The following is a 25,972-nucleotide window of genomic DNA, read 5'->3' as shown; positions in this document are numbered from 1 at the left end:
AGCCTACGGGGAAAAGGATGGTAGGCGCGGGCAGGATTGAACTGCCGACCTCTGCCGTGTGAAGGCAGCGCTCTCCCACTGAGCTACGCGCCTGAAAACTTTGGTTATTGTATGAATTTAGCGTCGGCGTGCAAGCGCTTTTTTCATCAACCGCCTGCTTTTTTTGCGCCTTCTTCTTCAGCCTCGCAGGTATTGATGTTTAAAGGGGCATAAGCTGGACACCAGCGCAACACCGCCGTGGCGATGGGGAGCAGGCCAACCAACCCCCACCAGCTTTTGAAGAAGAGTCCCAAAGCCATGATCGCCACGCCCGCGACGATGCGGATCAAGCGGTCTTTGCGTCCCACATTGGGTTGCAGTTTCAACATCGCACTCACCTCCTCTCAAGTTAAGTTCAAGCGCTTCCCGCGCTGCTTGCTTCTCCGTCCTTAAGAGCCTCCTGGAGCAGCTCGTTAACGCGGCGCACGAAGGCCGCAGGATCCTCTAATTGCCCGCCTTCGGCCAACACCGCCTGATCGTACAACAGCCAGCATAAGTCGGCAAAGCGCTGAGGATTGGACTCATCCTCGAGGCGCTTGACCAACAGGTGCTTGGGGTTGAGCTCCAAAACCGGCTTGCTCGCAGTCAGGATCGTTTGGCCGGCGGCCTTGAGGAGGCTTTCCATGCGCCGGCTCAAACCGTAAGCCTCCAATACCAAGCACGCGGGCGAGTCGGTCAGGCGGCGGCTTAATTTAACTTCTTTTACCTTGTCGCCCAGCACGTGTTTGACTTTGGCAAGCGTCGCGGCAAACGCCTGCTCCACCAATTCCTGCGCTTTGGCCTCGTTGGCGTCGGCGAGCTTCCCAAGGTCCAATTCCCCTTTGGCCACCGATTGCAGGGGCTTGCCTTCAAATTCGGGAAGATGGGCCACCAGCCATTCGTCCACCGGCTCCCACAGCAACAGCACTTCGATGCCTTTATCGCGGAACACTTCAAGGTGCGGGCTGGTTTTGGCGGCCTGATAATTCTCGGCCACCAAGTAGTAGATTTTCTCCTGGCCTGCTTTCATCCGCCCAAGGTAATCCTGAAGCGAGACGTTTTGGCTTGCGGCCGGGTCATACGTCGAGGCAAAGCGCAACAGGCGGGCGATGCGATCGCGGTTCTTGGGGTCTTCGATGATGCCTTCTTTAAATACCGTACCGAACGCCTGCCAGAAGGTCTGATACTTGTCCTTTTGGTTTTGGGCCAGCTCCTCAAGCATCCCTAACACTTTCTTCACCGCCCCGGCGCGAATGCGCTCCAAGGTTCGGTTTTCCTGCAAAAACTCGCGCGAGACGTTGAGCGGCAAGTCGTTCGCGTCGATGACTCCGCGTACAAACCTCAGATAACGCGGCAACAGTTTGGAATCTTCCTGAATGAACACCCGCTTGACGTAGAGTTTTACCCCGTGGCGGGGTTCGCGGTCCCAAAGGTCGAACGGCACGTGGCTTGGGATGTACAAAAGCAAGGTGTATTCGGTGGTTCCCTCCACGCGGCTGTGGAGATACGCCAAAGGCGGCTGCAAGTCGTGGGCGACGTGTTTATAGAACTCTTCGTAGTCGCTTTGGCCGATCTCCTCGCGGGGGCGGGTCCATAAGGCCAAGGCGCGGTTGACCACTTCCTCGCCGCTGCCGTCTTCCTTGCGCATGAGGATGGGCAAGGGAATATGGTCGGAGAATTTCTTGATGATCTCGCGCAGCCTGGATCCATTTAAGAATTCGTCTTCCTCCGGCTTTAAGTGTAAAGTCACGCGCGTGCCGCGCTCGGGCTTAAAGACGGTCTCGAGCGTGTACTCCCCTTGGCCGCTCGACTCCCAGCGCACTCCCTCTTCGGCAGGCGCACCGGCTTTACGGGTCTCTAAAGTCACTCGATCGGCGACGATGAAGGCGGAATAAAACCCCACCCCAAACTGGCCGATGAGCTGGCTGTCCTTGGCCGCATCCCCGGTCAAAGACTTCAAGAACGCGCGCGTGCCGGAGCTCGCGATCGTGCCGATGTGTTCGATCACCTCCTCCCGGCTCATCCCGATGCCGTTGTCGCGCACGGTGATCGTACGGGCCTTGGGGTCGTAATCCACCCAAATTTTTAGCTCGCTGTCGCCGGCCAGCAAGGACTCGTCCGCCAGGGCTAAAAAGCGAAGTTTCTCCGCCGCATCGGCGGCATTAGAGATCAGCTCGCGCAAGAATATCTCCTTGTTGCTGTACAAGGAGTGGATCATCAGCTGGAGAAGCTGCTTGATTTCAGCTTGAAACCCAAAGGTTGATTTGGACGAAACGGTCTGGCTCATCGCTCCTTTTTGCTCACACAGACACCGGACTTGCCCTTAGATAAGGGCAAGCCGGCAAAATTTCAAGCGATGAAGCGGCGCTTGCGCGCTGCGCGCTCCTGGCGGCTTTTGACGATCACGGGCTGTTGCATTTTGTAAGCGAACCAGAAAACCAACAGCAAAAGCAACCACCACTTGACCCAAAACAAGGTGTGCATGAGCTTGAGGACCTCAGGGTGGGTCATCGCATAGGCGTTGAAAGCGTCAAAGAACTCGGTCATGGCTTGCTACCCCTTTCACGATTGCTCGTTCTTGCAATCTACGCTCCCCGCTTGGTCAAGTCAATGTCTTGCGCCTTGCCTTTTCCATAAGGGTCGATACGCCGTTAAAATTGCTTTTATGCGCCATCCGGAATTTGATCTTGCGCCCGACCTGATCTACCTCAACCACGCCGGGGTGGCCCCGTGGCCGCGCCGGACCCAACACGCCGTGATCCGGTTTGCGGAGGAAAACGCGCGCTTTGGCGCCGCCCATTACGCAACCTGGCTGGAGGTGGAAAAACGCCTGCGCCAGAAACTAAAGCTTTTGCTCAACGCGCCTTCCGAAGACGACATCGCGCTGGTCAAAAACACTTCCGAAGCGATCTCGTTCGTGGCTTACGGCCTTGCCTGGCGCGAGGGCGACAACATCGTCAGCTGCGCAGGGGAGTTTCCTTCCAACCGGATTCCTTGGGAATCGCTGCAAAGTCAGGGGGTGAGCTTGCGGCTAGCGCGGCTGGATCAAGCCAAAACGCCAGAAGAGGCCTTGTTTTCTCTAGTCGACCGGGCGACGCGCTTGATCGCCGTCAGTTCGGTCCAATACGCCAGCGGTCTGGCTTTAGACTTAGAACGCATCGGCGACTTCTGCCGACGCCGCGGCATCTTGCTCTGCGTGGACGCGATCCAAAGCTTAGGCGCGCTGCGCGCCGACGTTCAGGCTTGGCAGGCAGATTTTGTCATGGCCGACGGTCATAAATGGCTGTTCGGGCCGGAAGGCTTGGGGGTGTTCTACACTACCCCTAGGGCGCGGGATCTCCTGCGCCTTCACGAATACGGTTGGCACATGGTGGAACACGCCGGCGACTACGAGCGGCAGACGTGGGAGATCGCCCAAAGCGCGCGCCGCTTCGAATGCGGCAGCCCAAATTTTTTAGGGATTTATGCCTTGGAAGCGAGCCTGTCGCTGCTTTTAGAAATTGGAATGACAGAAGTCGAGCGCAAAGTGCTGGAGAACGCCGCCTACCTGATCGAGAAAATCCGCGCCGACGAACGCTTGCGCTTGCTCACCCCGCCCCAGCGCCACGCCGGGATCGTCACCTTCTCCCCGCTTGCCTGCCCGCCTGCCGCCTTGTATGCGAAGCTGCGCCAAGAAGGGGTGATCTGCGCTTTGCGCGGCGGCGGGATCCGCTTCTCGCCGCATTTCTACACCACCCAAGCGGAACTGGATAAGGCGCTGGCTATAGTTCAAACCGCGCTTGCGGCCGATTTGAACAGGGCGTAGAAGTTGCGCGCGCTGAGGCTTGCGACCTGCGCGAAGGGAACGCCGCGCAGCCGCGCGATCGCTTCGGCCACGTAGCGCACGTACTGGGGGTAGTTGGGCTTGCCGCGGAAAGGCACGGGGGCAAGGTAAGGGGCGTCGGTCTCGATCAAAAACCTATCGTCTGGCACTTTGCGCGCCACCTCTTGGAGCGCCTCGGTCTTTGGAAAAGTGAGGATGCCGGAAAACGAGATGTAGAGATTCAAATCCAAAGCGCGCTTGGCCGTCTCCCAGTCTTCGGTAAAGCAATGCAGCACCCCTCCGACCTCCGCCGCCCCTTCTTCCCGCCAAATCCTTAGGGTATCTTCGCGTGCCGCGCGGCTGTGGACCACAAGCGGCTTGGCGAGAGCTTTAGCGACCTGGATGTGCTGGCGAAAGCGCTCGCGCTGCCAGGTAAGATCGCCTTCGCTGCGAAAGTAATCCAGACCGGTCTCGCCGACGGCCACCACGTGGGCAGCACGGCCGTATTCTACAAGCTTTTCGACCGCGATCGGCAGCCGCCGGCACTCGTTGGGGTGCACGCCGACAGAAAGCGAAATCGCGTCTGGATAGGCTTGCGCCAGAGCCTGCATCCTGGGAAAAGTTTCCAGATTGATGCCCACGCACAACACGTGCTCCACTCCCTGGCGCCGAAGGTCTTCCATAAGCTTGGCAAAGTCCTTGGCGTAAGGCGTAAGATCCAAGCGGTCGAGATGGCAGTGCGAATCGATCAGCACGGTTCATCACATGGTATGGGTTGGGCGTTCCGAACGCACCATTCCGGCCAAGAGGGTTTCGATCTTATCGCGGGTTTGGCCTTGGTCTTCCTCGCTAAATTGCACCCCGACGCCGGCGGCGCGATAGCCCTCTGCGCCTTTGGGAGTCACCCAAACCACCCGCCCCGCCACCGGAATCCGCTCCGGCTCATCGAGCAGGCTCAAGAGCATGAACACCTCATCGCCGATCTCGTAGCTGCGGCTGGTAGGAATGAACAAGCCGCCGTTACGCACGAACGGCATGTAAGCCGCGTACAAGAGATTTCTGTCTTTGATGGTTACGGATAAGATGCCTTGTTTGGCTTTGGTTTCGGTCATGCTTTAAGCCCTGCGCCTGCCAGAAACACCGCCTCCAAAAGCAGCGCCCGATTGCATTGGGTCCCAAGCGCCTGGCGGGCCTTCAAAAGACGCTGCCAAAATCGAAGCGCTCGGGTTAAGTTTAGCTCTTTGGCCTGGTCTTGCAACAAGCGGCGCTGATCGGGATTGAGCAAGCGCTCTTTGAGCCCCATAGACAAACGCACAAGGTCGGCCGTCAACGCCAACAGCCAAATCAGGATTTGTTCCAAGGACTCGTCCTGCCATTTTTGAGCAAGCACGATGGGATCATGCCCTTTAAGCAAGGCGCTCCAAGTTTCTAGGAATTGGCGGCGCTTTGCAGGCGCTTCGCTCAGCAGCCAATCGCGCGCAGCCAACGGCGCCCCGCCGTTGAGCCCTAAGGCCAGTTCGGCCGTCTCCGCGTCGGCTCCTTGGGTCTTGAGCCATTCGAGCGCGACTTGCCGAGGCGGAATCTTTAGCTTTAAATGCTGGCAGCGGCTGCGGATCGTCGCAGGCAAGCGACCGGGGGCCTCGCTGAGCAGCACCAACACCGTCCCTAAAGGCGGTTCCTCCAGCGTTTTGAGGAAACTGTTGGCCGCCGCCGGGTTCATTCGCTCGCTGGCTTCGATCATTACGACCCGTCCTTGACCATACTGGGGTTTTAAGGTCAAAACGGCGATCAACTCGCGGATTTTATCTACCGTCAGCTCCTTATCTTCTTCCGGCGCTAGGTGGATCCAATCGGGATGGGTGCCGGCCTCGAACAACCGGCAAGCCGGACATTTCCCACACCCACAACGCTTCTCACACAACCACACCTGGGCAAACCGCCGCACCAGCGGCCGCTTGCCTATCCCATGCGGCCCGCTCACGAGCAAGGCCTGGGGCAGGCGCTCCTGCCGCAGATACGCTTTGAGCCGCTCCCAGGCGGCACTCTGCCAAGGCAGCCAAGTCATCCCCGCGCCCTCTCCACCAGCGCCTTGAGATGGCCAGCGATTTCCAGCTGAACCTGGAGCAAAGGTTGGCTGGCGTCGATGCGTTTGATCCGATCCGGCTCTTGCTGCCACAAAGACAGATAAGCGCGGCGCACGCGCTGCATGAACGCCTGCGTTTCGGCCTCAAAGCGGTTGGTCTCCCCGCGCGCCCTGGCCCGGGCTAGCCCCACTTCCACCGGCGCGTCCAACAGCAGAGTGAGATCCGGCTTCAATCCAGCGAGCAGCCAGTCTTCCAGATAGCGGATGCGCTGCCAGGGAAGTTCCCTTCCGCCGCCTTGATAAGCGTAGCTGGCGTCGGTAAACCGGTCGCTCACTACCCACTTGCCCTGGGCCAGAGCGGGCAGGATCAGTTCGCGGACGTGGTGGAAGCGAGCAGCGAACAAGAGCAAAAGCTCCGCCTCCGGCAACCAAGGCTCTTTGCCTACAAGCAACTCCCTGAGGCGCTCGGCCACCGCCACCCCCCCGGGTTCGCGGGTGGTGACCACCTCGATCCCCCAAGCTTCTAAAAAGCGGCGGACATACGCGAGGTTGGTGGTCTTGCCGACCCCTTCGCCGCCTTCGAGAGTGATAAACCGCCCGCGCTTGCTCACTGCGTCCGCTGATAGCGATCGACTTTGCGCATGTGCTCTTCGAAGGTGGCGGAAAAGTCGTGGCTACCATCCCCCTTGGCCACAAAATAAAGCGCATCGCCTAGGCTTGGATGAAGCGCGGCGTGGATGGCGGCGCGTCCGGGCAAAGCGATCGGAGTAGGAGGAAGTCCCGCGTGCACGTAGGTGTTGTAGGGAGTATCGGCCCGCAGGTCTTGCGTGCGGATGTCCCCTTGATACTTTTCCCCCATGCCGTAGATCACGGTAGGATCGGACTCAAGGCGCATGTTTTGTTGGAGCCGGCGGACAAACACTCCGGCGATCTGGGCGCGCTCTTCCGCTCGTCCGGTTTCTTTCTCCACGATCGACGCCAAGATCAACGCTTCGTAAGCGGTGTTAAACGGCAAATCGGGGTCGCGCCGCGCCCACTCTGTAGCCAAGATCGCCTGCATGCGCTCCCAGGCGCGACGTAAAATTTCGCGATCCTGGGTCCCGCGCACGAAGAAATACGTATCTGGGAAAAACTGCCCTTCCGGGTGCCCGGGCGGCAATCCCAGCTCGGCGAGCAACCGCTCCAAAGGCACGCCCTCCAAGGTAAACCGCACCGCCGGGTGAGCCCGCAGCGCCGCAAGCGCCTGGCCGACCGTCCAACCTTCCACGAACGTGATTTTGTGTTGCTTGACTTTGCCCGAGACGAACAGCGTCCACAAACCCTCGAGCGTGGTGCCGGGTTCGATTTCGTATTCTCCCGCTTTGAGCTTTCCCGCCGAGCGCCGCTGGAACGCCAACAGCTTCAACCACCACGCTTTTTCTATCAGCCCTTGCTGCTGAAGGCGCGCTGCCACTGAAGCCAGCGGTTCTTTGGGCTGGACCTCGAACACCACCGACGCCCCGTTCGGCAGCGGCTTGGCCAGCGCGCTGCGATAGCGGTAAAACTCCAAGCCGCCGATTCCGCCGGCCACCAGCAACAGCAGACCCAAGCCGAAGGCTCTTTTCATCACCAGGCGGCCTCTGCCAGGGAGCGCTGCCAACTCGCCTGGAGGCGAGCGGTGACCAGGCCGACCGGCCAGCGCCGGTCAGCAAGCGCCACCACCGGCACCGGTCCGATCACGCTGTTGGTCAAAAAGACCTCTTCCCCTTCGAGCAAGGCAGAAGGTCTTGCCCGAACCTCTTCCACCGCCATCCCCCATGCCAAAGCTTTTGCGACCACCCAGGCCCGGGCGATGCCGGCCACGCCGCAGCGATCCAGCTTGGGCGTATAAAGGGTCTGCGCGCGCCGCCAAAACACGTTGGTTTTGGTCCCTTCGACCACAAACCCCTGAACATCGCACATCAATCCTTCGTAAACCGCAGGGTCGTCCCACTCGCTTCGCGCCAATATTTGTTCGAGCCGATTCAAATGCTTGATTCCGGCCAGCGCCGGATTGATGCTTAGGCGGGTGCGGCACCACCGCGCTTCAACGCCCTCTTTCAGCGCTTTCAGGTCGGCAGGCATAGGATGGAAACTAAACACTCGGGTCGGCTCGGACGCTTTCGAGGGCGCATACCCGCGCCCGCCAACTCCACGGGTGAGGATCAGCTTCAACACGCCTTGCTCGGCGAGACACGCGCCTTCTGCTTCGCGCCGAAGCAGGTCGGGATCGGGGAAAGCCAACCTCAAACGGGCGCACCCCCTGCGCAGGCGGCGAAGATGGGCCGACCACAGATGGGGAACGCCGCGCTGGAGCAACAAGGTCTCAAACAAGCCGTCGCCGTATTGAAAGCCACGATCAGCGACCTCCACCTTAGAGGTGGGCAGACCGTTGACCCAAACCGGCGCTTTGGCCATACCCAGGCCGGTTCAACCGGTGAATCTCTTGAAAATCAGGGTAGAGTTGGTGCCGCCAAAGCCGAAGGAATTGGACATGGCGATTTCGATCTTCATTTCCCTGGCGGTGTGAGGAACGTAATCCAAATCGCACTCCGGATCCGGGTTGTCCAGGTTGATGGTCGGGGGGGCCACCCGATCGCGAATCGCCAGGATCGTGAAGATCGCCTCGATTCCTCCCGCCGCGCCCAACAAGTGACCGGTCATGGATTTGGTGGAGCTGACCGGAATCCGGTAGGCAAACTCCTTAAAAACCTGCTTGATCGCCCGGGTCTCGGCCAGATCCCCCGCAGGGGTCGAGGTTCCATGGGCGTTGATGTAGTCCACCTGCTCCGGATCGATTCCAGCCGAACGCAGCGCCCGCCGCATGCACAACGCCGCTCCCTCGCCATTTTCAGGGGGTTGGGTCATGTGATAGGCATCGGCGCTGGCGGCGTAGCCGATCAGCTCGGCGTAAATACGAGCGCCTCGCTTGCGGGCGTGTTCCAGCGACTCGAGAACCAGCACCCCCGCCCCCTCGGACAGGACAAACCCGTCCCGGTCCCGATCCCAGGGACGGCTCGCCCGCTGCGGTTCGTCGTTGCGCCGCGACAACGCCCGGGCCGCCGCAAACCCACCCAGCCCGGTGGGCGAGATCGGATATTCTGCCCCCCCGGCGATCATCACTTCGGCGTCGCCGGTGCGGATGATGCGCGCCGCCTCGCCGATGTTGTGGTTGGCGGTGGCGCACGCAGACACCACGGCGAAGTTTGGCCCTTTGAGCCCCTTCATCACCGAGAAATTTCCCGAGATCATGTTGATGATGTTGGCCGGCACGAAGAACGGCGAAATCCGCCGCGGCCCGCCTTGCATGAAAGCCGTGTGCCCGTTCTCGATGCCGGTGATTCCGCCGATCCCGGCGCCGATCATGACGCCGATCTGCTCGGCGTTTTCCTCGCTCACTTCCAGGCCGGCATCGGCGAACGCCTGGCACGCCGCGGCAATGCCGTAATGGATGAAAGGATCCATCTTCTTGGCTTCCTTGGCCGGGATGTACTCGGTCACATCAAATCCCTTGACGGTTCCAGCAAAGCGGGTGGGAAATTGGCTGACGTCGAAGTACTCGATCGGCCCGATCCCGCTTTGGCCGGCGAGAATGCTCCGCCACGCCTCGGCGACGGTGTTCCCCACCGGGCAGACCATGCCCATGCCGGTGATGACGACTCGTCTTGCGCTCAACTCGTTAACCTAGATGAGTTGGAAAAAAGCCAAAACTTCCTTGGGTTATTTTTTTAGGTGGCTTTCGATGTAATCGATCGCATCCTGCACGGTGGTAATCTTTTCGGCGTCCTCGTCGGGAATCTCGCAGTCGAACTCTTCTTCCAGGGCCATCACCAGCTCCACCGTGTCGAGCGAGTCTGCCCCAAGGTCATCGACGAAAGAAGCGTCGTTGGACACTTCTTCCTTAACTCCCAGCTGTTCGGCCACGATTTTCTTCACGCGTTCTGCCACGTCGCTCATGATCTCTTTCTACCTCTGAGTTGCGTTTTTTAATCCATCCGGGCGGGCATTTTAATCGCCGCCCGTCCCCGTTTCAATCCATCTTAAGGCATGTACATGCCGCCGTTCACGTGCAACGTCTCTCCCGTAATATAGGCCGCCCGGTCCGAGCACAGAAAAGCCACCGCGTAGGCGACCTCCTCCGCCTCCCCCAAGCGCCCCAGAGGAATCGCCGAGAGCAACGCCTGGCGTTGCTCTGCAGGCAAGTCGCGGGTCATGTCGGTGTCGATGAATCCAGGCGCGACCGTATTGACGGTGATCCCACGCGAGGCGACTTCGCGCGCCAAAGACTTGGTAAACCCTACGATTCCCGCCTTGGCGGCGGCGTAATTGCTCTGCCCTACGTTGCCGGTGGCGCCGACCACCGAACCGACGTTGACGATCCTTCCCCACCGCGCTTTCATCATGCCGCGCAAGCAAGCCTTGCACAGGCGGAAAACCGAAGTTAAATTGGTTTCGAGAATCGCTGTCCAGTCCTCTTCTTTCATCCGGAGCAGCAGATCGTCGCGGGTGATGCCCGCATTGTTGACCAAGACCAAAGGGGGGCCCAAGGTCTTGTGAATCTCCTCTACGACCGCCTGGATTTGCCCGGCCTTGGTAACGTCCAAAACCATCCCGCGGCCTCCCCGGTCCTGTAAGACGGCGGTAATGCCGTCGGCGCCCGCTTGGGAGGTCGCCGTCCCGACCACCAAAAACCCGGCGCGCGCCAGCTCAAGCGCGATCGCCCGACCGATTCCCCGGCTGGCGCCTGTGACCAAAGCCACTTTTTCCTGCGTCATCCCAAAGCCTCCAAGGCGTCTTGAAAACCTTCCGGATCGGACAGCGACCAAGTCCGACACTCCGGCGCAATGCGTTTGTTGAGCCCAGTAAGCACCTTGCCCGGTCCGCACTCGACAAAATGGATAACCCCTTGATCGCGCAAGAAACGGATCGTATCGCTCCAGCGTACCGGAGAATAAAGCTGTTCGGCCAGCAGCGCCCGGATCACTTCTGGCGCCGGATGGGTGCCCACGTCCACGTTGTGGATCACGTCGATTTTGGGCATCGCCAGCGGAACCTCATTCAACCGCTTGGCAAACTCGGCCGCCGCCTGCTGCATCAGCGGGCAGTGGGACGGCACGCTCACCGGCAACACCAAGGCTCGTTTAGCGCCTTTGGCTTTGGCCACCTCGCACGCCTTCGCCACCGCCTCCGCTTCACCGGCGATGACGACTTGCCCGGGGGCATTGAAATTGGCCGCGGTCACCAGCCCGTGATCTACGGCCACTTCCCGACACAAGCGCACCACGATGTGGTCTTCCAAGCCCAGGATCGCCGCCATGCGGCCCTTACCTTCCGGCACCGCGCTCTGCATCAGGCGGCCGCGCTCGGCCACCAAGCGGACCGCGTCCTGAAACGCCAGGCTTTCAGCGCATACCAAGGCCGTATATTCGCCTAAGCTGTGCCCTGCGACCCAAGCCGGACGCACCGGGGTGCGCGCGCACCAGACCCGCCAGACGGCAACGCCTGCGGCCAAAAGCGCCGGCTGGGTATGGACCGTCTGATTGAGCGCCTCCTCCGGCCCTTCCTGGACCAAGCGCCACAGGTCCAATCCCAACGCTTGGGAAGCTTCGGCGAAAGTCTCTTGCACCAGGGGGGAGAGTTTGGCCAGCTCCGCGAGCATGCCGACGGATTGTGAACCCTGTCCCGGAAACACGAACGCCAATCGCGGATCCATCTCTTTCTCGCGCATCGTTGTCAATAGCGTATCAACGCCGATCCCCAGGTAAACCCTCCTCCGAACGCCTCTATGAGGAGGACCTGGCCGCGGCGGATGCGCCCGTCCTGGATCGCCTCGTGCAACGCCAGGGGAACCGAGGCCGAGGAGGTATTGCCCTGCTTTTCGATGGTCACCACCACCCGCTCCATCGGCATCCCCAGCTTGCGCGCCGTGGCGGCGATAATGCGGATGTTGGCCTGGTGCGGCACCAACCAGTCCACTTCGGATTTGTCCAGGCCGTTGGCGGCCAAGGTTTCATCCACGATTCGCCCCAAGGTGTTGACGGCGATCTTGAACACTTCGTTGCCCTGCATTCTGACATAAGGCGGCTCGCCATCGATACCTACCTCGGGATTCGGCAGATAAAGCAGATCTCGGTAGCGGCCGTCGGAGTGGATGTGCGTCGAGAGGATACCCGGTTCCAAAGCGGGCTCGAGCGCCACCGCGCCGGCGCCGTCCCCGAACAGGATACAGGTGGTGCGGTCATTCCAGTCGACCAGGCGGGAGTTGACCTCGCTGCCCACCACCAACACGCGCTTAGACGTGCCGGCGCGAATGAACTGATCGGCGATGCTCAAGGCATACACGAAGCCGGAACAAGCCGCCTGGACGTCAAAAGCCCCGCATTGATTGGAGATGCCAAGCCGCTCTTGCAACAAGCACGCGGTGCTCGGGAAAACCCGATCCGGGGTGCTGGTGGCAACGACGATCAGGTCGACCTCTGCCGGTCTCCAACCGGCAGCTTCGAGCGCCTGCCGCGCTGCGATTTCGCCCATGCTCGAAGCGGTCTCGTCAGGGGCGGCGATGCGCCGCTCCCGGATCCCCGTGCGCTCGACGATCCACGCATCCGAGGTATCCACCCGGCGGGCGATGTCTTCGTTGGTGCACACCGTCTCAGGCAAATACCCGCCGGTGCCGACGATCCGGCTGTAAATCCGGGTCATGCGCTTTTTACCTTGGCCGGTTCGGACGATTTCACCTGCGCCGCGCAGACCGCCGCAACGCGCTCGCCAATTCGTTGCGGCACGGCTTTGTCGATCTCCAAAAGCGCCATCCGGATGGCGTTGGCGAAAGCATAGCGGTCGGCGTTGCCGTGGCTTTTGATCACGATTCCTTGAAGTCCTAGCAAAGTCGCGCCGTTATACCGCCGCGGATCGAAGCGGCGTTTGAACGATTTGAGCACCGGCAGCGCCAAAAGGCCGACCAGCCGGGTATAAAAGGTGCTTTGCAAGTCGTCCTTGAGCGCCTGCCCCAGCATCCGCACCAAGCCCTCGACGGCTTTCAAGGCCACATTGCCTACGAAGCCGTCGGTGACCACGATGTCCACATCGCCCATGAAGATGTCATCGCCTTCAACGTAGCCGACGAAATTGAGGTAGGAATTCGCCAACAGCTTGGCCGCCTGCTTGACTTGCTCGTTGCCTTTGATCTCTTCCTCGCCGATGTTCAACAGCCCCACCCGCGGAGCTTGGGTGTTTTCCACCGCGCGCACCAACTCGTAGCCCATCACCGCGAACTGGTATAGGTGCTCGGCGGTGCAGTCCACGTTGGCGCCCATATCCAGGATATGGGTATGCCCGTTCTTGGAGGGCAAAGACACGAGGATCGCCGGCCGATCGATGCCGGGGATGGTTTTCAACACAAACCGCGCCATCGCCATCAGCGCGCCCGTGTTGCCCGCGCTGACGCAGGCTGCGGCTTCCCCGTCGCGAACCAGGTCAAGAGCTACCCGCATGGAGGAATCGCGCTTGCTGCGCAGCGCTTTGGAAGGCAAATCGTCCATGTGCACCACCTGCGAGGCGTGGCGAATCTGCACCCGCTCCTTGTGAAAACCGCCGCAGCGCGCCAGCTGGGCAGCGATTGCCTCCTGCTGCCCCACCAGGATCAAACGCAGGTTAGGAAACTCCTTAAGGCAATCCAACGCGGCAGGAACCGTGACCTCCGGCCCGTAATCGCCGCCCATCGCGTCCAAAGCGATGACAGCTTGAGAGCTTGCCGCTTTTGGTTGTTTCCCCATCTGGGGTCCTTGCGCTTTGCTTTAGAGGGGCGGAGAAACTATTCCTCTGTTTCTTCTTCCGAGCGGACCTCGATCACGCGCCGACCACGATAGTAACCGTCGGGGCTGACGTGATGGCGCAGATGAATCTCGCCGGTTAAAGGGTCCTGGGAAAGAGCCGGATTGCTTAAAGCATCGTGAGAGCGGCGCATTCCGCGCTTGGAACGAGTCTTACGGTTCTGTGGTACGGCCATAGCGAATTTCTCCTTAAGATTTCACTAAAATTTTTGGCGTTTGGTCGCTTCTGCCGCCGACTATCTCGCATTGGACGTGCTTGGGGATCGGCGGAATGGCTAAAATCAACTCATCCTCGATGATGTCGCTGAAAACGATTTGGGGCTGCTCCAGCAAAAGGGGCTCGTACGCTTCAGGAAGTTGCTTGCCTTCGTCTATGGACCCCACCACCCCTAGACGGACTGGGCTGCGCACTTCGATCCGCAAGGTCTCCAGACAACGCTGGCACACCACTTCCAAATCGGCCCACACCTTCCCCGTAATCGCCGCCACCCGGCCTTGCCGGCTAAAACTCAGATCCACCTCGGCCTCGCCGTCTGAGTTAACGATCATCTCCGCCAGCCTGGACAACCGCGCCAGCGGCACCTTACCTTGCCAACGTCGGCCTTTGTCCACCCAAGCGATAGGGTCGATCAAACCCGGCAAACGCTCAGACATCATCGAAAAATAATATCGGCAATCGCCAAAACCTGTCAAAATATTCTCGGTTCGCTACAGTCGTCATCGTCCATGAAAACGCAGCCGCTGGTCCTTGCATCCACTTCGCCTTACCGCAAGTTGCTGCTGGAAAAGCTTAAGCTCCCTTTTGTCACCGCCGCGCCCAACGTCGACGAAACGCCGCTGTTCAACGAGGCTCCCGAGCAGCTGGCCATGCGCCTGGCGGCGGCCAAGGCGCGGGCGGTGGCCAAGGAATTTCCCGAGCATCTGATCATCGGCGCCGACCAGGTGGCCTTATTAGGCGGACGCAAGCTCGACAAACCGGGCAACTTCGAAAACGCCGTCGCCCAGTTGCAAGCCGCTTCCGGCCGCAGCATATGCTTTTATACCGGCGTCAGCGTCCTCAACGCCCGCACCGGCCGCCAGCTAAACGCGGTGGACGCGTGCAAAGTCCACTTCCGCACCCTATCTCACGAAGAAATCGAAGATTACGTCCGCCGCGACGCGCCTTATGACTGCGTCGGCGCTTTTAAAGCCGAGGGGCTTGGGATCGCTTTGTTTCAACGGATCGAAGGCGACGACCCCAACGCTTTGATCGGCCTGCCTTTGATCCAGCTCGTTGCGCTCTTGCGCCGGTTTGGCGTTCGCGTCCTCGGCGCCTCCCCTCAGCCCCGGAAGACGTAAAACAGCACGGCCCCAAGCCCCAGCCGGTAAAGCACAAACGGCCCTACCCCCACGCGCTCCACAAAGCGCAAGAACCAGCCGATGCAGCCGTAAGCGCTTAAGGCCGAAACCGCAACGCCTAAGCTCAAGGCGTACCAGTCGGGCGGGGTAGCCTGGCGCAAAAGCTCGATCGTCTCCAACCCGCCGGCCAGGAAAATCACCGGAATCGACAGCAGAAAAGAAAACCTTGCCGCCGCCGCCCGCTCCAAGCCTAAAACCAATCCCCCGGTGAGGGTGATGCCCGAACGGGAGGTCCCGGGGATCAGCGCCAGCGCCTGAAACAGGCCAATGACCAACGCGTCTTTCCAGCTCAGTTCTGCCAAACCGCGGCGCTGCGCACCGAGCTTTTGAGCCAGCCACAGCAGCCCGCCGAAAACGACCGTGGCCAAGGCGATCACCCACGGCGCGCGCAAGCTACTCTCGACCCAGTCTTTGGCGAGCAGCCCGGCGATTCCCACCGGCAAGGTGCCAACGATCATGCCCCAGCCCAGAGCGGCGTTCGGCGCAGTCCCTTGCCCTCGCGTCGCTACGGACCGGATCCAATCCTTAAGGATCAAGACCAGCTCCGCGCGAAAGTAGATCACTACGGCGAGCAGAGTGCCTACGTGGACCGCCACGTCGAACGCCAAGCCTTGATCCGGCCAGCCCAAAAGCACCGGTACCAAGATCAGATGCGCCGAGCTGGAGATCGGCAAAAACTCCAACAGCCCTTGCATCAACGCCAACCAGAACGCATGGACGCAATCCAAACCTACCTCCTTCACCCTTCTATTTCGACCAACTCGCGCAGCAACGCCGTGGCGTAAGCGCCCGCGGGCAAAGCAAAGCACAAATGCAAATCCGCGCCTTGCCAGCGCCAGTTAAGCTCCCGCACCCGCACCCGCAGCGGCCGCCGCATCCCTCGCACGGCGGCTTCCTCAAGCCCTTGCGCGAGCTCGGCAAACGCCCCGACTGCCTGCCGCTCCACCTCGGCGGCCACCGCCGTCGCTTCGTCTCCGCCCTGCCCCCACAAGGGGCCGGAAGGATGAAGCTCGAGCGCCGCCACTCGCGCTTTCAGGTCGGCGTCGATGATCTCGGCCAGGAAGCCTGCCCCCGAGCCGTCAAACATCAGCCAATCCCCGGGCAGCGGCCGGTTCCAGTCCCCGCGTTCGACGCGGGCCGCCAACACCTGGTTAAACAAAAAAGACCGCGCCGCGGAAAGATACAACCCGCGCCGATGCCGGCTAGCTCCAGATCGCTTGCCAAGCCACGCCTTCGCCCGCTCCACGTTTCCTCCGGCGTGCCCAAACCGCTGGGGGCCAAAATAATTGGCCAGCCCTTCCGTTTTTATCCGTCTCAGAACCGCCTCCAATTGTTCCAAGTCCCCGTGGACACCGCGCACGCACAGGCGGAAGCGGTTGCCTTGCAGCGCGCCCCGCTTGAGCTTGCGCCGGTTGCGCGTCCACTGCACCACCCTGAACCCATCGCCAGCCCACGCCGCCCAAGGCGCCCCGCGCGCTTGCGGAAGCTGCACGCTAAACCACTGTCGCACCAGGGCGTGGCGGTCCTTGAGGCCGGCGTAACCGACACGGCTGCGCGGCACTGCAGCCAAGCGCGCCAGGGCTTTAGCCACTGCTTCGGTGTTTTGGTTTTGCTTTTCGACCAGCAAAAACACGTGCTCGCCGTCACCGGAAGGCGCAAAGCTCAAAATCTCTTCGACTTGGAAGTCCTCGGGACGTTGCTTCAAGCCGCCCTTCCCAAACGGCCCGCCGTAAACGCGGGGCCAGACGGGCAAGGAGGTCATGAGACTTGGACCAAAGCCACCGCGTAGGCGCAAATCCCTTCGCCCCGGCCCGCAAACCCCATCCCCTCGGTCGTGGTCGCTTTGACGTTGACCTGGTGCGGCGCCACCCCCAAATCGGCGGCGATATTCTCCCGCATCGCCGGGATATAACCCGCCAAGCGCGGCGCTTCGCAAACGATCGTAAGATCCACGTTGACGGGCTTCAGGTCGCGATCCGCCAGGAGCTCCCGCACCTTACGCACCAACACCCGGCTGTCTATGCCTTTGAACGCCGGGTCGGAATCGGGGAAATGGTGCCCGATATCCCCCAGTCCCGCCGCGCCAAGCAGCGCATCGCACAGAGCGTGAAGGGCCACATCGCCGTCGGAATGGGCGCGCAGGCCCTTGGCAAAGGGAATCCTCACCCCGCCCAGCACGACGTAATCGCCGGCTTGAAAGCGGTGGGCGTCGTAGCCAAAGCCGATGCGAAATCCGCTCATTTGCTTTGCTCCAAAAAAAACTCCGCCAGTTTCAGGTCCTCCGGGCGGGTGATCTTCAAGTTGTAGTCCGAGCCTTCGACGATCCTGGGCGCATAGCCTGCCCTTTCCACCGCTTGGGCCTCATCGGTAACCGCAACACCGGCGGCAAGCGCGGCCTGCAAAGCGTCGACCAGCAAGCCGAAACGGAACATCTGCGGCGTTAGGGCGCGAAAGACCCGACTTCGGTCCAGGGTAGCGGAAATCCGCCCGGCCTCTACGTATTTTAGGGTATCGACCGAAGGCAGGGCCAAAATTCCTCCGACCGGATCCTCGGCCAGAGCGGCGATCAAGCGCTCCACGTCCGCCGGGCGAAGACAAGGCCGCGCCGCATCGTGCACGAGGACAAAATCCTGCGCTTGGGCTATCCCGGCCAAGGCATGGAGGCCGTTTCGCACCGAGTGCGCGCGCTCTTGCCCGCCGACGGTGGTGGCGAGCTTAGGGTGGCTGGCGAGGGTCAGCTTCGGCCAATAAGGATCGGCCGGGGCCAGGGCGACCACCACCTTCTCTATTTTCTCCACCTGCAGCAGGCTTTCGAGGGCGCGCTCGAGCACCGGCTTGCCTGCCAGAAGGAGGTACTGCTTTGGCACTTGAGCGCCCATGCGGCGGCCAGACCCGGCCGCAGGCACGACCGCAAAATAGCGCGTCACGGCACCACCATGAAGTACGTCTCGTCCTCGCGGATCATCCCCAAATCCCGCCGCGCCCGCTCCTCCACCGCGGCCAAATCGTGTTTTAAGTCTTCAACTTCCGCCTCCAGCGCCTGGTTGCGCTCGCGGCGCTCTTTAAGCAAGGCTTTGAGCTCGGCCACCTGCCGCTCAAGGCGGTAGCGCTCCAAAAACCCGCCGTCTCCGAACCAGAGCCGATATTGCAGCGCCAAAAAGACGATTCCTAGCCCCAAGACGGCCGCTTTCATCTAAGGTGTTTGAACGCCGCCCGCCCAGGGTAGATCGCCTGCCCTTTGAGCTGCTCCTCGATCGCCAGCAGGCGGTTGTACTTGGCGATCCGATCGGAGCGGCTCAACGAGCCGGTCTTGATTTGGCCGGTGCCCCAAGCCACCGCCAGGTCGGCGATGGTGGTGTCCTCGGTCTCCCCAGAGCGGTGCGAGATCACCGCAGTGTAGCCGGCCGCGTGCGCCATTTTGACTGCTTTCCAGGTCTCGCTCAAAGTGCCGATCTGATTGACTTTGATCAGAACCGAATTGGCGATGCCCTCTTTTATCCCTTCCTGCAAAATCTCCGGGTTGGTCACGAACAGGTCATCGCCCACCAACTGGATGCGTCCCCCCAGCTTGTCGGTGAGCAAGCGCCAACCCTGAAAGTCCTGCTCAGCCATGCCGTCTTCGATGGTGATGATCGGATAGCGCTCCACCCACGCGCTCAGATAATCGGCAAACTCCGCCGAAGAAAGCTCCGCCCCTTCCGAGGCCAGGACGTATTTGCCGTCGCGGTAAAATTCCGAACTGGCCACGTCCAACCCCAAAGCCAGGTCCTCGCCGGGGCGAAAGCCGGCTTTCTCGATCGCCATTAAGATCAGCTCCAGGGCCTCCGCGTTGGCGGAAAGATCGGGCGCAAACCCCCCTTCGTCGCCCACGGCGGTGGACAGGCCGCGCTGTTTCAACACCCCTTTGAGATGGTGAAACACCTCTGCGCCAAACCGCAAAGCCTCGCTAAAACTCGGCGCGCCGATCGGCAAGATCATGAACTCCTGGAAATCCAGGTTGTTGTCGGCGTGCGCCCCGCCGTTGAGGATGTTCATCATCGGCACCGGAAGGCAAAAGGAATCGCCCGCGTGCAAGTACCGATACAGCGGCTGACCCGCGTCCTGGGCGGCGGCGTGCGCCGTCGCCAAAGAGACCGCAAGGATGGCATTGGCCCCGAGGCGGCTTTTGGTCTTGGTGCCGTCCAGGGCGATCATCCGCGCGTCCAAGGCTTCTAGGTCGTCCGCTTCCATCCCGACCAAAGCCGCGCGGATTTCGGTGTTGACGTTGGCCACCGCCCTCAAAACGCCTTTGCCTAGATAACGCTTGGGATCGCCGTCGCGAAGTTCCACCGCCTCGCGCGTGCCGGTAGAGGCGCCCGACGGCACCTTCGCGCAACCGACTGCGCCGGACGCCAATCGAACTTCGGCCTCCACCGTGGGATTGCCGCGCGAATCCAAAATCTCGCGGGCGTGGATGTCTACGATCTTCGTCATGCTTCCTCCTAGAACCTTAAGAATCGCGAAGGTTTAAGACGGTATGCTCCAAAAACTCGCTTTGTTTTACGATCCGATCGAGGGCAAGCAGGGTCTCAAGCAGCGCCTCCATGCGATCGAGCGGCCAGGCGTTGGGACCGTCGCTCAAGGCGCGGTCCGGATCGGGATGGGTTTCCATGAACACCCCCGCCACCCCGGCCGCTACCGCCGCCCGCGCCAGAACCGGGACGAACTCGCGTTGCCCGCCGGAGGCGGTCCCCTTGCCTCCGGGCAGCTGGACCGAATGGGTGGCGTCGAACACCACCGGGCAACCGGTCTCGCGCATCACCGCCAGAGAACGCATGTCCACCACCAGATTGTTGTAACCGAAACTCACCCCGCGCTCGCAGACCAAGATCTTGTCGTTGCCGACCGCCTTGGCTTTGGCGACCACGTGCTTCATGTCCCAGGGCGCCAGAAACTGGCCTTTTTTGATGTTGACCGGCCGCCCCTGGCGGGCCACGTTCTGGATGAAATCGGTCTGGCGGCATAAAAACGCCGGCGTCTGCAGCACGTCCACCACAGCAGCCACTTCTTCCAGCGGGGTGTACTCGTGGACGTCGGTCAGGACCGGAACTTGGAAGGTGCGTTTGACTTTCTCGAGGATTTTAAGCCCCGCCTCCAGCCCTAACCCTCTAAAGCTCTCTATGGAAGAACGGTTGGCCTTGTCGAAAGAAGACTTGTAAATAAACGGGATCGACAGCCGGGCGGTGATCTCTTTTAACCTGCCGGCGGTCTCCAGCGCCAGCGCCTCGCTCTCGATCACGCACGGGCCGGCGATGAGAAACAAGGGGCGGTTGAGCCCTACCTCAAAGCCACACAAGGAAATCGTCGTCATGGTTGCCGCAAAACTCCTGCCTGAGCGAGAAGGGCCGCTTGAACAAAGCCGCAAAACAAGGGATGGCCACGGCGCGGGGTGGAAGTGAACTCAGGATGAAACTGGCATCCCAAAAACCAGGGATGACTTGGGATCTCGACGATCTCCACCAACTGACCGTCGGCGGAGACCCCGGAAACCCGCAATCCCGCCTGCTCCAGCACAGCGCGGTAGGCGTTGTTGAGCTCGTAACGGTGGCGATGCCGCTCGCGGATGATCTCCTGACCGTACAACCTAAAGGCCAAGCTGTCCGGCCTCAAACGGCACGGCTGCGCGCCAAGGCGCATCGTCCCGCCGAGTTGGGTCGCCGGGCCGCGGCGCTCGATCCGGCCGGTTAAATCCTGCCATTCGGTGATCAAGGCGATGACCGGATGCGGCGTGTCGGGGTAAAACTCGGTGCTGTGGGCGCCTTGAAGGCCCACCACGTGGCGCGCGTACTCGATGACGGCGACCTGCATCCCCAAGCAGATCCCCAGGTAAGGAACGGCGCGCTCGCGCGCAAAGCGCGCGGTGGCGATCTTGCCTTCCACGCCGCGCCTGCCGAAGCCGCCGGGCACCAAAATCGCGTCGGCGCCCTCAAGGCAAGCCGTGCCGTGGTTTTCGACCTCCTCCGAGTCCACATACTCGATCATCACCCGGGTGCGGGTATGGATGCCGGCGTGCACTAGCGCCTCGTGCAGCGATTTGTAAGCGTCGGTGTGCTCGACGTATTTGCCGACGATCGCGATCCTCACCCGATTTTGCGGCCGCTCCCAAGCCTCGACCACCGCGCACCATTCGGACAAGTCCGCCGCTGGCGCCGCCACTTTCAGCTTGCGCAGCACGATCTCGTCCAGGCCTTGGGCGTGAAACAACAGCGGAATGCGGTAGATGAAATCGGCGTCCACCGCCGAGATCACCGCCTCCTCAGGCACGTTGGTGAACAGCGCGATCTTGGAGCGCTCGGCTTGAGGCAAGGGTTTTTCACAGCGGCACAACAGCACGTCCGGCTGAATGCCGATAGCCCGCAGCTCCTTGACCGAGTGCTGGGTCGGCTTGGTCTTGAGCTCGCCGGCCGAGCGGATGTAAGGCACCAGCGTCAGGTGGATGAACATCGCCTGCCCAGGCCCCAGCTCCGCCCCCAATTGGCGAATCGCTTCCAGGAACGGCAAGGATTCGATGTCGCCCACGGTGCCGCCGATCTCGATCAGGGCCACGTCGTACCCATCGGCGCTCGCACAGATGGCGTGCTTGATCTGATCGGTGATGTGCGGGATCACCTGCACCGTCGCCCCCAAATAATCGCCGCGCCGTTCTCTGCGAATGACGGTCTCGTAGATCCGCCCGGTGGTCCAGTTGTTCTGACGGGTCATCGTCGTGCGCACGAAGCGTTCGTAGTGCCCAAGGTCCAAGTCGGTCTCGGCCCCGTCCTCGGTGACGAACACTTCCCCGTGCTGGAATGGGCTCATGGTGCCAGGATCGACGTTGATGTAAGGATCGAGTTTGGTCAAAGTGACTTTGAGCCCACGCGCCTCCAACAGCGCGGCCAAAGAAGAGGCAGCGATCCCCTTGCCCAGGGACGATACCACGCCGCCGGTGATGAAGATGAACTTGGGTTTCATGGATAGGCGGGATGCTTCCCGATCAAAATAAACTAATTTTACTTGACCGACGCGCCTTCGTCACGCTTGACACGACCGCCTCGCTTTCCCAAGCGCAGCCTGCCCTAAATCCCCCGCGCACGGTCTATACTTTGCTTGTCTACCTGGAGCGCCGCGATGACGGAATTCTTGATCGGTCGCCAGCAGATTTTCGACCGGAACCTAAGCGTCTTCGGCTACGAGCTGCTTTTTCGCCGTGTGGACGATTGTAACGGCGCGGTCAACGCCAGCACCCCCCAATTAATCGGCGATGCCTTACTGGAGCTGGGTCTGGAGAAATTGACCGGCGGCACCCGCGCTTTTATCAATTTTACCGCCGACGATCTCCTGCAGGGGCTGGCCGAGCTGCTCCCCAAAGACCAAGTAGTGATCGAAGTTCTAGAGAGCGTGCAGATCACCCCGCAACTAATCGCCGCCGTGCGCCGCCTGAAAGCGAGCGGTTATCTCATCGCCCTCGACGACTTCGTGTTCGAACCGGCTTGGGAGCCTTTGGTACGCATGGCGCACATCGTCAAGATCGACGTGCGCGCCCAGGCACAAAGCGAGACTTGCGCGCTGATCGACCGGCTCAGACCCTACGGGGTAAAGATCCTTTTGGAAAAAGTCGAGTCCGAACCCGAATTTCAGCTCTACCACCGCCTAGGCGGCGATTACTTCCAAGGCTATTTCTTCCACCGCCCCGATATCCAAGCTGGCAAGCGCCTCGACGCCAGCCAGCAAACCCTGCTCCAACTCTTGACCGAGCTCCATCAGCCGTGCAGCGACTTAAAGCAAATCGCCGAAATCATCCGCCGCGATCCGGCTTTGAGCTATAAGCTATTAAACTTCATCCGCTCGGCCTGGTTTGCCCTACCCAGGCCCATCGAGTCCATCGAACAAGCCGTCATCCTGCTGGGAACCGAATCGATCAAGCGCTGGGCCACCTTACTCACCTTAACCCAAGCCGTGCAGGCGCAGCCCGCCGAACGACTCCGGATTGCCCTGGTCCGCGCCCGAATGGCCGAGCTTTTAGCAATCGCCACCGACTACCCAGACCCCAACGCGGCTTTCCTCGTCGGCCTGTTTTCCAATCTGGATGCCCTCCTTGCCACGCCATGGCCTGAGATCCTTTCGTCCTTGCCTTTAGCCGACGAGATCAAACTCGGTCTTTGCCAGCAAGGAAGGTTAGGCGAAATCCTCCGCTGCGTCCTTAAATACGAATCCTGGCAGCTTGCCGAAATCGATTGCATAAAGCTGCCTCTGACGACGATTGGGCGAATTTACCTAGACAGCGTCGCCTACGTCCGACAGGTTTATGAGTACCTGCCTGCTTGAGCCAAAAAGCCGTCTAGCACGGCTGCCCTGCCGGATAGGTATAACGGCGCACCAGGTCTTTAAGATCCTCCAAATCCACTTTGCCGTCCGCATTCAAATCGAAGGCAGGATCAACCCCCACAGGCCAGCGCAGGGCGGCAAGCAGCCTCCCGCGGTCGCTTACGTCGACGCAACCGTCTTGATTGAAATCGCCAAGCGGGCGAGCCACGCGAGTGCGCGGCGCAATCAGTCCGCCGGGCGTGTCCGCAAGGCTCATGTCGCCCACCATCAGCGTAAATACCGGCTCGATTGCACCCACTCGTCCATCAACCACCTTCAGGCGCAGATCGATCCGGTGACGGCCGCCGGGAGGCAAATTCCCAATCACACAAGCTGAACGCCCAACATCCACCCTAGGACAGCCATCCAGGCCAGTAATCCGCGTAGCGCCCGGAATTTCACCGCGCACCGCTACATCCAAAAAAGGCAAAGCGGATAGATTGGTAACGGTCAATTGATACAAGATTTCCTGACCGGCCAAGACTTCTGTTGGCCCAGGCGCCAGACTCAAAAACAGGCCGTCGGTTTCCAACGCAGTAAACGCCAAACTTGCGTCCAAGAGACCAAATCCTGAGGCAAAATCAAAACCGTAGTCAAATCCGGCCGTTCCTGGATCATCCAGATCGCGCGCCGAACGGCGCAATGCGTCATACAGCTGATTCACCGTCAGCTTAGGCGCGTAGTCAAACAGCAAGGCGGCAATGGCAGCGGCGTGAGGCGCAGCGGCGGAGGTTCCAGAGAAATTGGGCAGCCCATCGCCATCGCTATCGGCGCCTTCGCGCGTTGGAAAGAAAGACGTGTTGACTTCATCTGCCGCGATCAGATCGGGCTTTTGCCGAATCTCGGGCGCATCCGGCAAAGGAGCGCCGTCGGCGGCGAAATACACCGGAATCCCCCCGACCGAAGAGAAAGGCTCGATTCGTGCCATCTGCGTACAAACGCCGAAAAACGGCGTTTCCCGGTAAGAAATCGCCCCGATCGTCAGAGCCCCGCGCGCGTTGGCATGGCCGACGATGGTGCTGCCGTTGGACGGGCTGGTGTACTCTAGAATTTTAACCGCGGGCGCTTGAGGATCGCTCGACTGCCCCGCTCCAAGCCCGCCTACGCTGTTTTCGAGAAGGCAGTTGTGCGGGGCCGGTCCGCGCTCGGCAGGCCATGACGGCGACGGCCCATTGATCCAGTACGCAATACGCTCAGGAAAAACCCCAGCGCGATGGGCGATATAAAGCTGAAACCTGGTTTGGTCGGTATCGTTGACAAAGGTTAGCACCTCCAGAGGGTCTCGGTCGAGATTGGCTTCCCGGCTTATTGCCACCACTCGGGCAAGCTTTTCGTCAAACAGAATCAGGTCCAGATCCGAATCCGAAGCGGCGCCTTTGGCTTTAGAACCGGTGCGGAAAGGCTGATTCCATTGCAGGACGATGGTAATTTCAGCGCCCTGGGGGATCTCAATGGCTTGATAAAAATCTTCGATGTTGAGATCGGGGTTGAAATCGTGAGCCACCTCACCGCTCAGGCGAACCCAGGCAGGTCGAAAAGCGGCCTCGTATCCCAGCCGACCGGAATTTCCGGCCGCGGTCAAATACGCCACTCCCCGCGCCTGAACCTGCTCGATGGCCTGCGCGATCATCCCGTCCTGATAGATTGGTTCGGAAAAATAGCCGACATCGTCCACGATGACTTTGGCGCCTGCATTCGCTAACGCGAGAATACCTGCAGCGAACTCAGCCTCGCCTCGGAAAGCGGTATGAAACAGCAACCTGGCTCCAGGCGCAAGGTCGTGAATGATCTGCAGCATCGCCCGCCCTTCGTCGTTTCCGCCCAGAGCCTCGCATTCGCTCGGTCCCCCCTGCTCTTCGTCGACCTCGCGGCTCAAATCGCTTAGCACCTCTACGTTGGCGGGCAGCTCTTTAAAGGCGACATCCTCCTCGTAGCCATTTAAGCAATCAAAACTGTCGGAGAGCACCCCTACTGCAACTCGGCTGCCGTCAACGCCGAACTGCTTGCGTATGCGGTCGGCTTGCAAAGCCAGATCGCCTTGACTAACCACCGAATTCGGGCCCTTGCCAAAGGCGTTTTTCCTAAGCAGCGCCGGCCGGATTTGAACTATCGCTGGCAAGAACTCCAAATCCGGCAAACGCTCGATCGGTACCCAGCCCGAAACGGCGTTGGCAAAGCTCGTCAGGTTTACCATTCCGAGCGCTTGCAATCTGGGCAATAACGCTTCGACCGAGCCTTCGACCGTGATCGTCACCAACACCTTGCCTTGCCAAACCTTCAACCCGACGTCGGTGGAACGAAAAGGTTGCGCCTGACCGCTGCGCTGATATGCCCCGTATTCCTGAACCAAAGCGCTAAGGCGCATGCTCAACGCCCCGCTCGCTCCCCAAACCGACTGCCAAAGGCACGCAATCCCAACGCACAGGATCCAACGCATCTTTT

The 25,972-nt window shown here is 60.7% G+C and carries 29 protein-coding genes and 1 tRNA gene; 3 read left to right on the top strand and 27 right to left on the bottom strand.

The genetic code is table 11. The features are described from left to right. Window positions 1-18: 18 nt before the first annotated feature. The 4 genes from ACYQ3M_RS04495 to ACYQ3M_RS04480 form a co-directional block, all read right to left on the bottom strand. A tRNA-Val gene (locus ACYQ3M_RS04495) sits at window positions 19-93 on the bottom strand. Between the two features lie 53 nt (window positions 94-146). Continuing rightward, on the bottom strand, window positions 147-368 hold the full coding sequence (locus tag ACYQ3M_RS04490; protein WP_460034859.1) for a YgaP family membrane protein: 222 nt from the start codon (window positions 366-368) through the stop codon (window positions 147-149). Window positions 369-394: 26 nt separating this feature from the next. Continuing rightward, window positions 395-2,305, bottom strand: coding sequence for a molecular chaperone HtpG (gene htpG / locus ACYQ3M_RS04485; RefSeq protein ID WP_460034858.1), 1,911 nt, complete (start codon window positions 2,303-2,305; stop codon window positions 395-397). 62 nt (window positions 2,306-2,367) lie between these two features. Beyond that, window positions 2,368-2,565 (bottom strand): hypothetical protein, encoded by a 198-nt coding sequence (locus ACYQ3M_RS04480; protein ID WP_460034857.1) that lies wholly within the window; start codon window positions 2,563-2,565, stop codon window positions 2,368-2,370. A gap of 118 nt (window positions 2,566-2,683) precedes the next feature. On the opposite strand from ACYQ3M_RS04480, the gene ACYQ3M_RS04475 reads away from it, so the two are divergent. Continuing rightward, entirely contained in the window at window positions 2,684-3,823 is a 1,140-nt protein-coding gene (locus tag ACYQ3M_RS04475; RefSeq protein ID WP_460034856.1) for an aminotransferase class V-fold PLP-dependent enzyme, read from the top strand. Here the strand turns inward: ACYQ3M_RS04475 and ACYQ3M_RS04470 are convergent. From ACYQ3M_RS04470 to ACYQ3M_RS04405, 14 genes are all read right to left on the bottom strand, one after another. After that, a complete protein-coding gene (locus ACYQ3M_RS04470; RefSeq protein WP_460034855.1) occupies window positions 3,787-4,575 on the bottom strand; it encodes a TatD family hydrolase in 789 nt (262 codons plus the stop codon). The genes ACYQ3M_RS04475 and ACYQ3M_RS04470 overlap by 37 nt on opposite strands. Before the next feature lie 6 nt (window positions 4,576-4,581). Continuing rightward, complete coding sequence (locus ACYQ3M_RS04465; RefSeq protein WP_460034854.1) at window positions 4,582-4,932, bottom strand: PilZ domain-containing protein; 351 nt, start codon at window positions 4,930-4,932, stop codon at window positions 4,582-4,584. Continuing rightward, the gene (gene holB / locus ACYQ3M_RS04460; RefSeq protein WP_460034853.1) at window positions 4,929-5,885 is read right to left on the bottom strand and encodes a DNA polymerase III subunit delta'; all 957 of its coding nucleotides are present in this window, start codon (window positions 5,883-5,885) and stop codon (window positions 4,929-4,931) included. The genes ACYQ3M_RS04465 and holB overlap by 4 nt, the downstream gene beginning before the upstream one ends. Then, window positions 5,882-6,514, bottom strand: coding sequence for a dTMP kinase (gene tmk, locus ACYQ3M_RS04455; RefSeq protein WP_460034852.1), 633 nt, complete (start codon window positions 6,512-6,514; stop codon window positions 5,882-5,884). Before tmk ends, holB begins: the two co-directional genes overlap by 4 nt. After that, a complete protein-coding gene (gene mltG, locus ACYQ3M_RS04450; protein ID WP_460034851.1) occupies window positions 6,511-7,509 on the bottom strand; it encodes an endolytic transglycosylase MltG in 999 nt (332 codons plus the stop codon). Before mltG ends, tmk begins: the two co-directional genes overlap by 4 nt. Then, window positions 7,509-8,339, bottom strand: a complete 831-nt coding sequence (pabC, locus tag ACYQ3M_RS04445) for an aminodeoxychorismate lyase (protein ID WP_460034850.1) — start codon at window positions 8,337-8,339, stop codon at window positions 7,509-7,511. The genes mltG and pabC overlap by 1 nt, the downstream gene beginning before the upstream one ends. Before the next feature lie 12 nt (window positions 8,340-8,351). Next, window positions 8,352-9,596, bottom strand: a complete 1,245-nt coding sequence (gene fabF, locus ACYQ3M_RS04440) for a beta-ketoacyl-ACP synthase II (RefSeq protein ID WP_460034849.1) — start codon at window positions 9,594-9,596, stop codon at window positions 8,352-8,354. Between the two features lie 45 nt (window positions 9,597-9,641). Beyond that, window positions 9,642-9,878, bottom strand: coding sequence for an acyl carrier protein (gene acpP, locus ACYQ3M_RS04435; RefSeq protein WP_460034848.1), 237 nt, complete (start codon window positions 9,876-9,878; stop codon window positions 9,642-9,644). Between the two features lie 83 nt (window positions 9,879-9,961). After that, a complete protein-coding gene (fabG, locus tag ACYQ3M_RS04430) occupies window positions 9,962-10,696 on the bottom strand; it encodes a 3-oxoacyl-ACP reductase FabG (protein ID WP_460034847.1) in 735 nt (244 codons plus the stop codon). Then, on the bottom strand, window positions 10,693-11,634 hold the full coding sequence (gene fabD / locus ACYQ3M_RS04425) for an ACP S-malonyltransferase (protein WP_460034846.1): 942 nt from the start codon (window positions 11,632-11,634) through the stop codon (window positions 10,693-10,695). The genes fabG and fabD overlap by 4 nt, the downstream gene beginning before the upstream one ends. A gap of 20 nt (window positions 11,635-11,654) precedes the next feature. Beyond that, the gene (locus ACYQ3M_RS04420; protein WP_460034845.1) at window positions 11,655-12,620 is read right to left on the bottom strand and encodes a beta-ketoacyl-ACP synthase III; all 966 of its coding nucleotides are present in this window, start codon (window positions 12,618-12,620) and stop codon (window positions 11,655-11,657) included. Further along, window positions 12,617-13,693, bottom strand: coding sequence for a phosphate acyltransferase PlsX (plsX, locus tag ACYQ3M_RS04415; RefSeq protein WP_460034844.1), 1,077 nt, complete (start codon window positions 13,691-13,693; stop codon window positions 12,617-12,619). The genes ACYQ3M_RS04420 and plsX overlap by 4 nt, the downstream gene beginning before the upstream one ends. Before the next feature lie 38 nt (window positions 13,694-13,731). Then, complete coding sequence (gene rpmF / locus ACYQ3M_RS04410) at window positions 13,732-13,926, bottom strand: 50S ribosomal protein L32 (protein ID WP_460034843.1); 195 nt, start codon at window positions 13,924-13,926, stop codon at window positions 13,732-13,734. Between the two features lie 13 nt (window positions 13,927-13,939). Further along, window positions 13,940-14,404 carry a YceD family protein gene (locus tag ACYQ3M_RS04405; protein ID WP_460034842.1) on the bottom strand — a complete coding sequence of 155 codons (465 nt, stop codon included), beginning with the start codon at window positions 14,402-14,404 and terminating at the stop codon, window positions 13,940-13,942. A 72-nt stretch (window positions 14,405-14,476) separates the two neighbouring features. On the opposite strand from ACYQ3M_RS04405, the gene ACYQ3M_RS04400 reads away from it, so the two are divergent. After that, a complete protein-coding gene (locus ACYQ3M_RS04400; RefSeq protein ID WP_460034841.1) occupies window positions 14,477-15,088 on the top strand; it encodes a Maf family protein in 612 nt (203 codons plus the stop codon). On the opposite strand, the gene ACYQ3M_RS04395 is transcribed toward ACYQ3M_RS04400, so the two are convergent. From ACYQ3M_RS04395 to pyrG, 8 genes are read right to left on the bottom strand one after another with little or no spacing between them, the layout of a single operon-like run. Next, window positions 15,070-15,876: an undecaprenyl-diphosphate phosphatase gene (locus ACYQ3M_RS04395; RefSeq protein ID WP_460034840.1), complete on the bottom strand. Its 807-nt coding sequence runs from the start codon at window positions 15,874-15,876 to the stop codon at window positions 15,070-15,072. The two genes, ACYQ3M_RS04400 and ACYQ3M_RS04395, sit on opposite strands and share 19 nt — an antisense overlap. Before the next feature lie 11 nt (window positions 15,877-15,887). Beyond that, the gene (truD, locus tag ACYQ3M_RS04390; protein WP_460034839.1) at window positions 15,888-16,910 is read right to left on the bottom strand and encodes a tRNA pseudouridine(13) synthase TruD; all 1,023 of its coding nucleotides are present in this window, start codon (window positions 16,908-16,910) and stop codon (window positions 15,888-15,890) included. Next, entirely contained in the window at window positions 16,907-17,389 is a 483-nt protein-coding gene (ispF, locus tag ACYQ3M_RS04385) for a 2-C-methyl-D-erythritol 2,4-cyclodiphosphate synthase (RefSeq protein WP_460034838.1), read from the bottom strand. Before ispF ends, truD begins: the two co-directional genes overlap by 4 nt. Further along, a complete protein-coding gene (gene ispD, locus ACYQ3M_RS04380) occupies window positions 17,386-18,075 on the bottom strand; it encodes a 2-C-methyl-D-erythritol 4-phosphate cytidylyltransferase (RefSeq protein ID WP_460034837.1) in 690 nt (229 codons plus the stop codon). The genes ispF and ispD overlap by 4 nt, the downstream gene beginning before the upstream one ends. Next, the gene (locus ACYQ3M_RS04375; RefSeq protein WP_460034836.1) at window positions 18,072-18,341 is read right to left on the bottom strand and encodes a septum formation initiator family protein; all 270 of its coding nucleotides are present in this window, start codon (window positions 18,339-18,341) and stop codon (window positions 18,072-18,074) included. The genes ispD and ACYQ3M_RS04375 overlap by 4 nt, the downstream gene beginning before the upstream one ends. Further along, the gene (eno, locus tag ACYQ3M_RS04370; protein ID WP_460034835.1) at window positions 18,338-19,621 is read right to left on the bottom strand and encodes a phosphopyruvate hydratase; all 1,284 of its coding nucleotides are present in this window, start codon (window positions 19,619-19,621) and stop codon (window positions 18,338-18,340) included. The genes ACYQ3M_RS04375 and eno overlap by 4 nt, the downstream gene beginning before the upstream one ends. Before the next feature lie 16 nt (window positions 19,622-19,637). Beyond that, complete coding sequence (kdsA, locus tag ACYQ3M_RS04365; RefSeq protein WP_460034834.1) at window positions 19,638-20,498, bottom strand: 3-deoxy-8-phosphooctulonate synthase; 861 nt, start codon at window positions 20,496-20,498, stop codon at window positions 19,638-19,640. Next, entirely contained in the window at window positions 20,495-22,138 is a 1,644-nt protein-coding gene (gene pyrG, locus ACYQ3M_RS04360; RefSeq protein ID WP_460034833.1) for a CTP synthase, read from the bottom strand. The genes kdsA and pyrG overlap by 4 nt, the downstream gene beginning before the upstream one ends. Window positions 22,139-22,294: 156 nt before the next feature. On the opposite strand from pyrG, the gene ACYQ3M_RS04355 reads away from it, so the two are divergent. Then, on the top strand, window positions 22,295-23,491 hold the full coding sequence (locus tag ACYQ3M_RS04355; RefSeq protein WP_460034832.1) for an EAL and HDOD domain-containing protein: 1,197 nt from the start codon (window positions 22,295-22,297) through the stop codon (window positions 23,489-23,491). A 13-nt stretch (window positions 23,492-23,504) separates the two neighbouring features. Here the strand turns inward: ACYQ3M_RS04355 and ACYQ3M_RS04350 are convergent, their stop codons facing one another. Continuing rightward, window positions 23,505-25,967 carry a S8 family serine peptidase gene (locus tag ACYQ3M_RS04350; RefSeq protein ID WP_460034831.1) on the bottom strand — a complete coding sequence of 821 codons (2,463 nt, stop codon included), beginning with the start codon at window positions 25,965-25,967 and terminating at the stop codon, window positions 23,505-23,507. Between the last annotated feature and the right edge of the window lie 5 nt (window positions 25,968-25,972).

Source organism: Methylothermus subterraneus (assembly GCF_054656915.1).
This window is presented reverse-complemented; position numbering and strand designations above follow the sequence as displayed.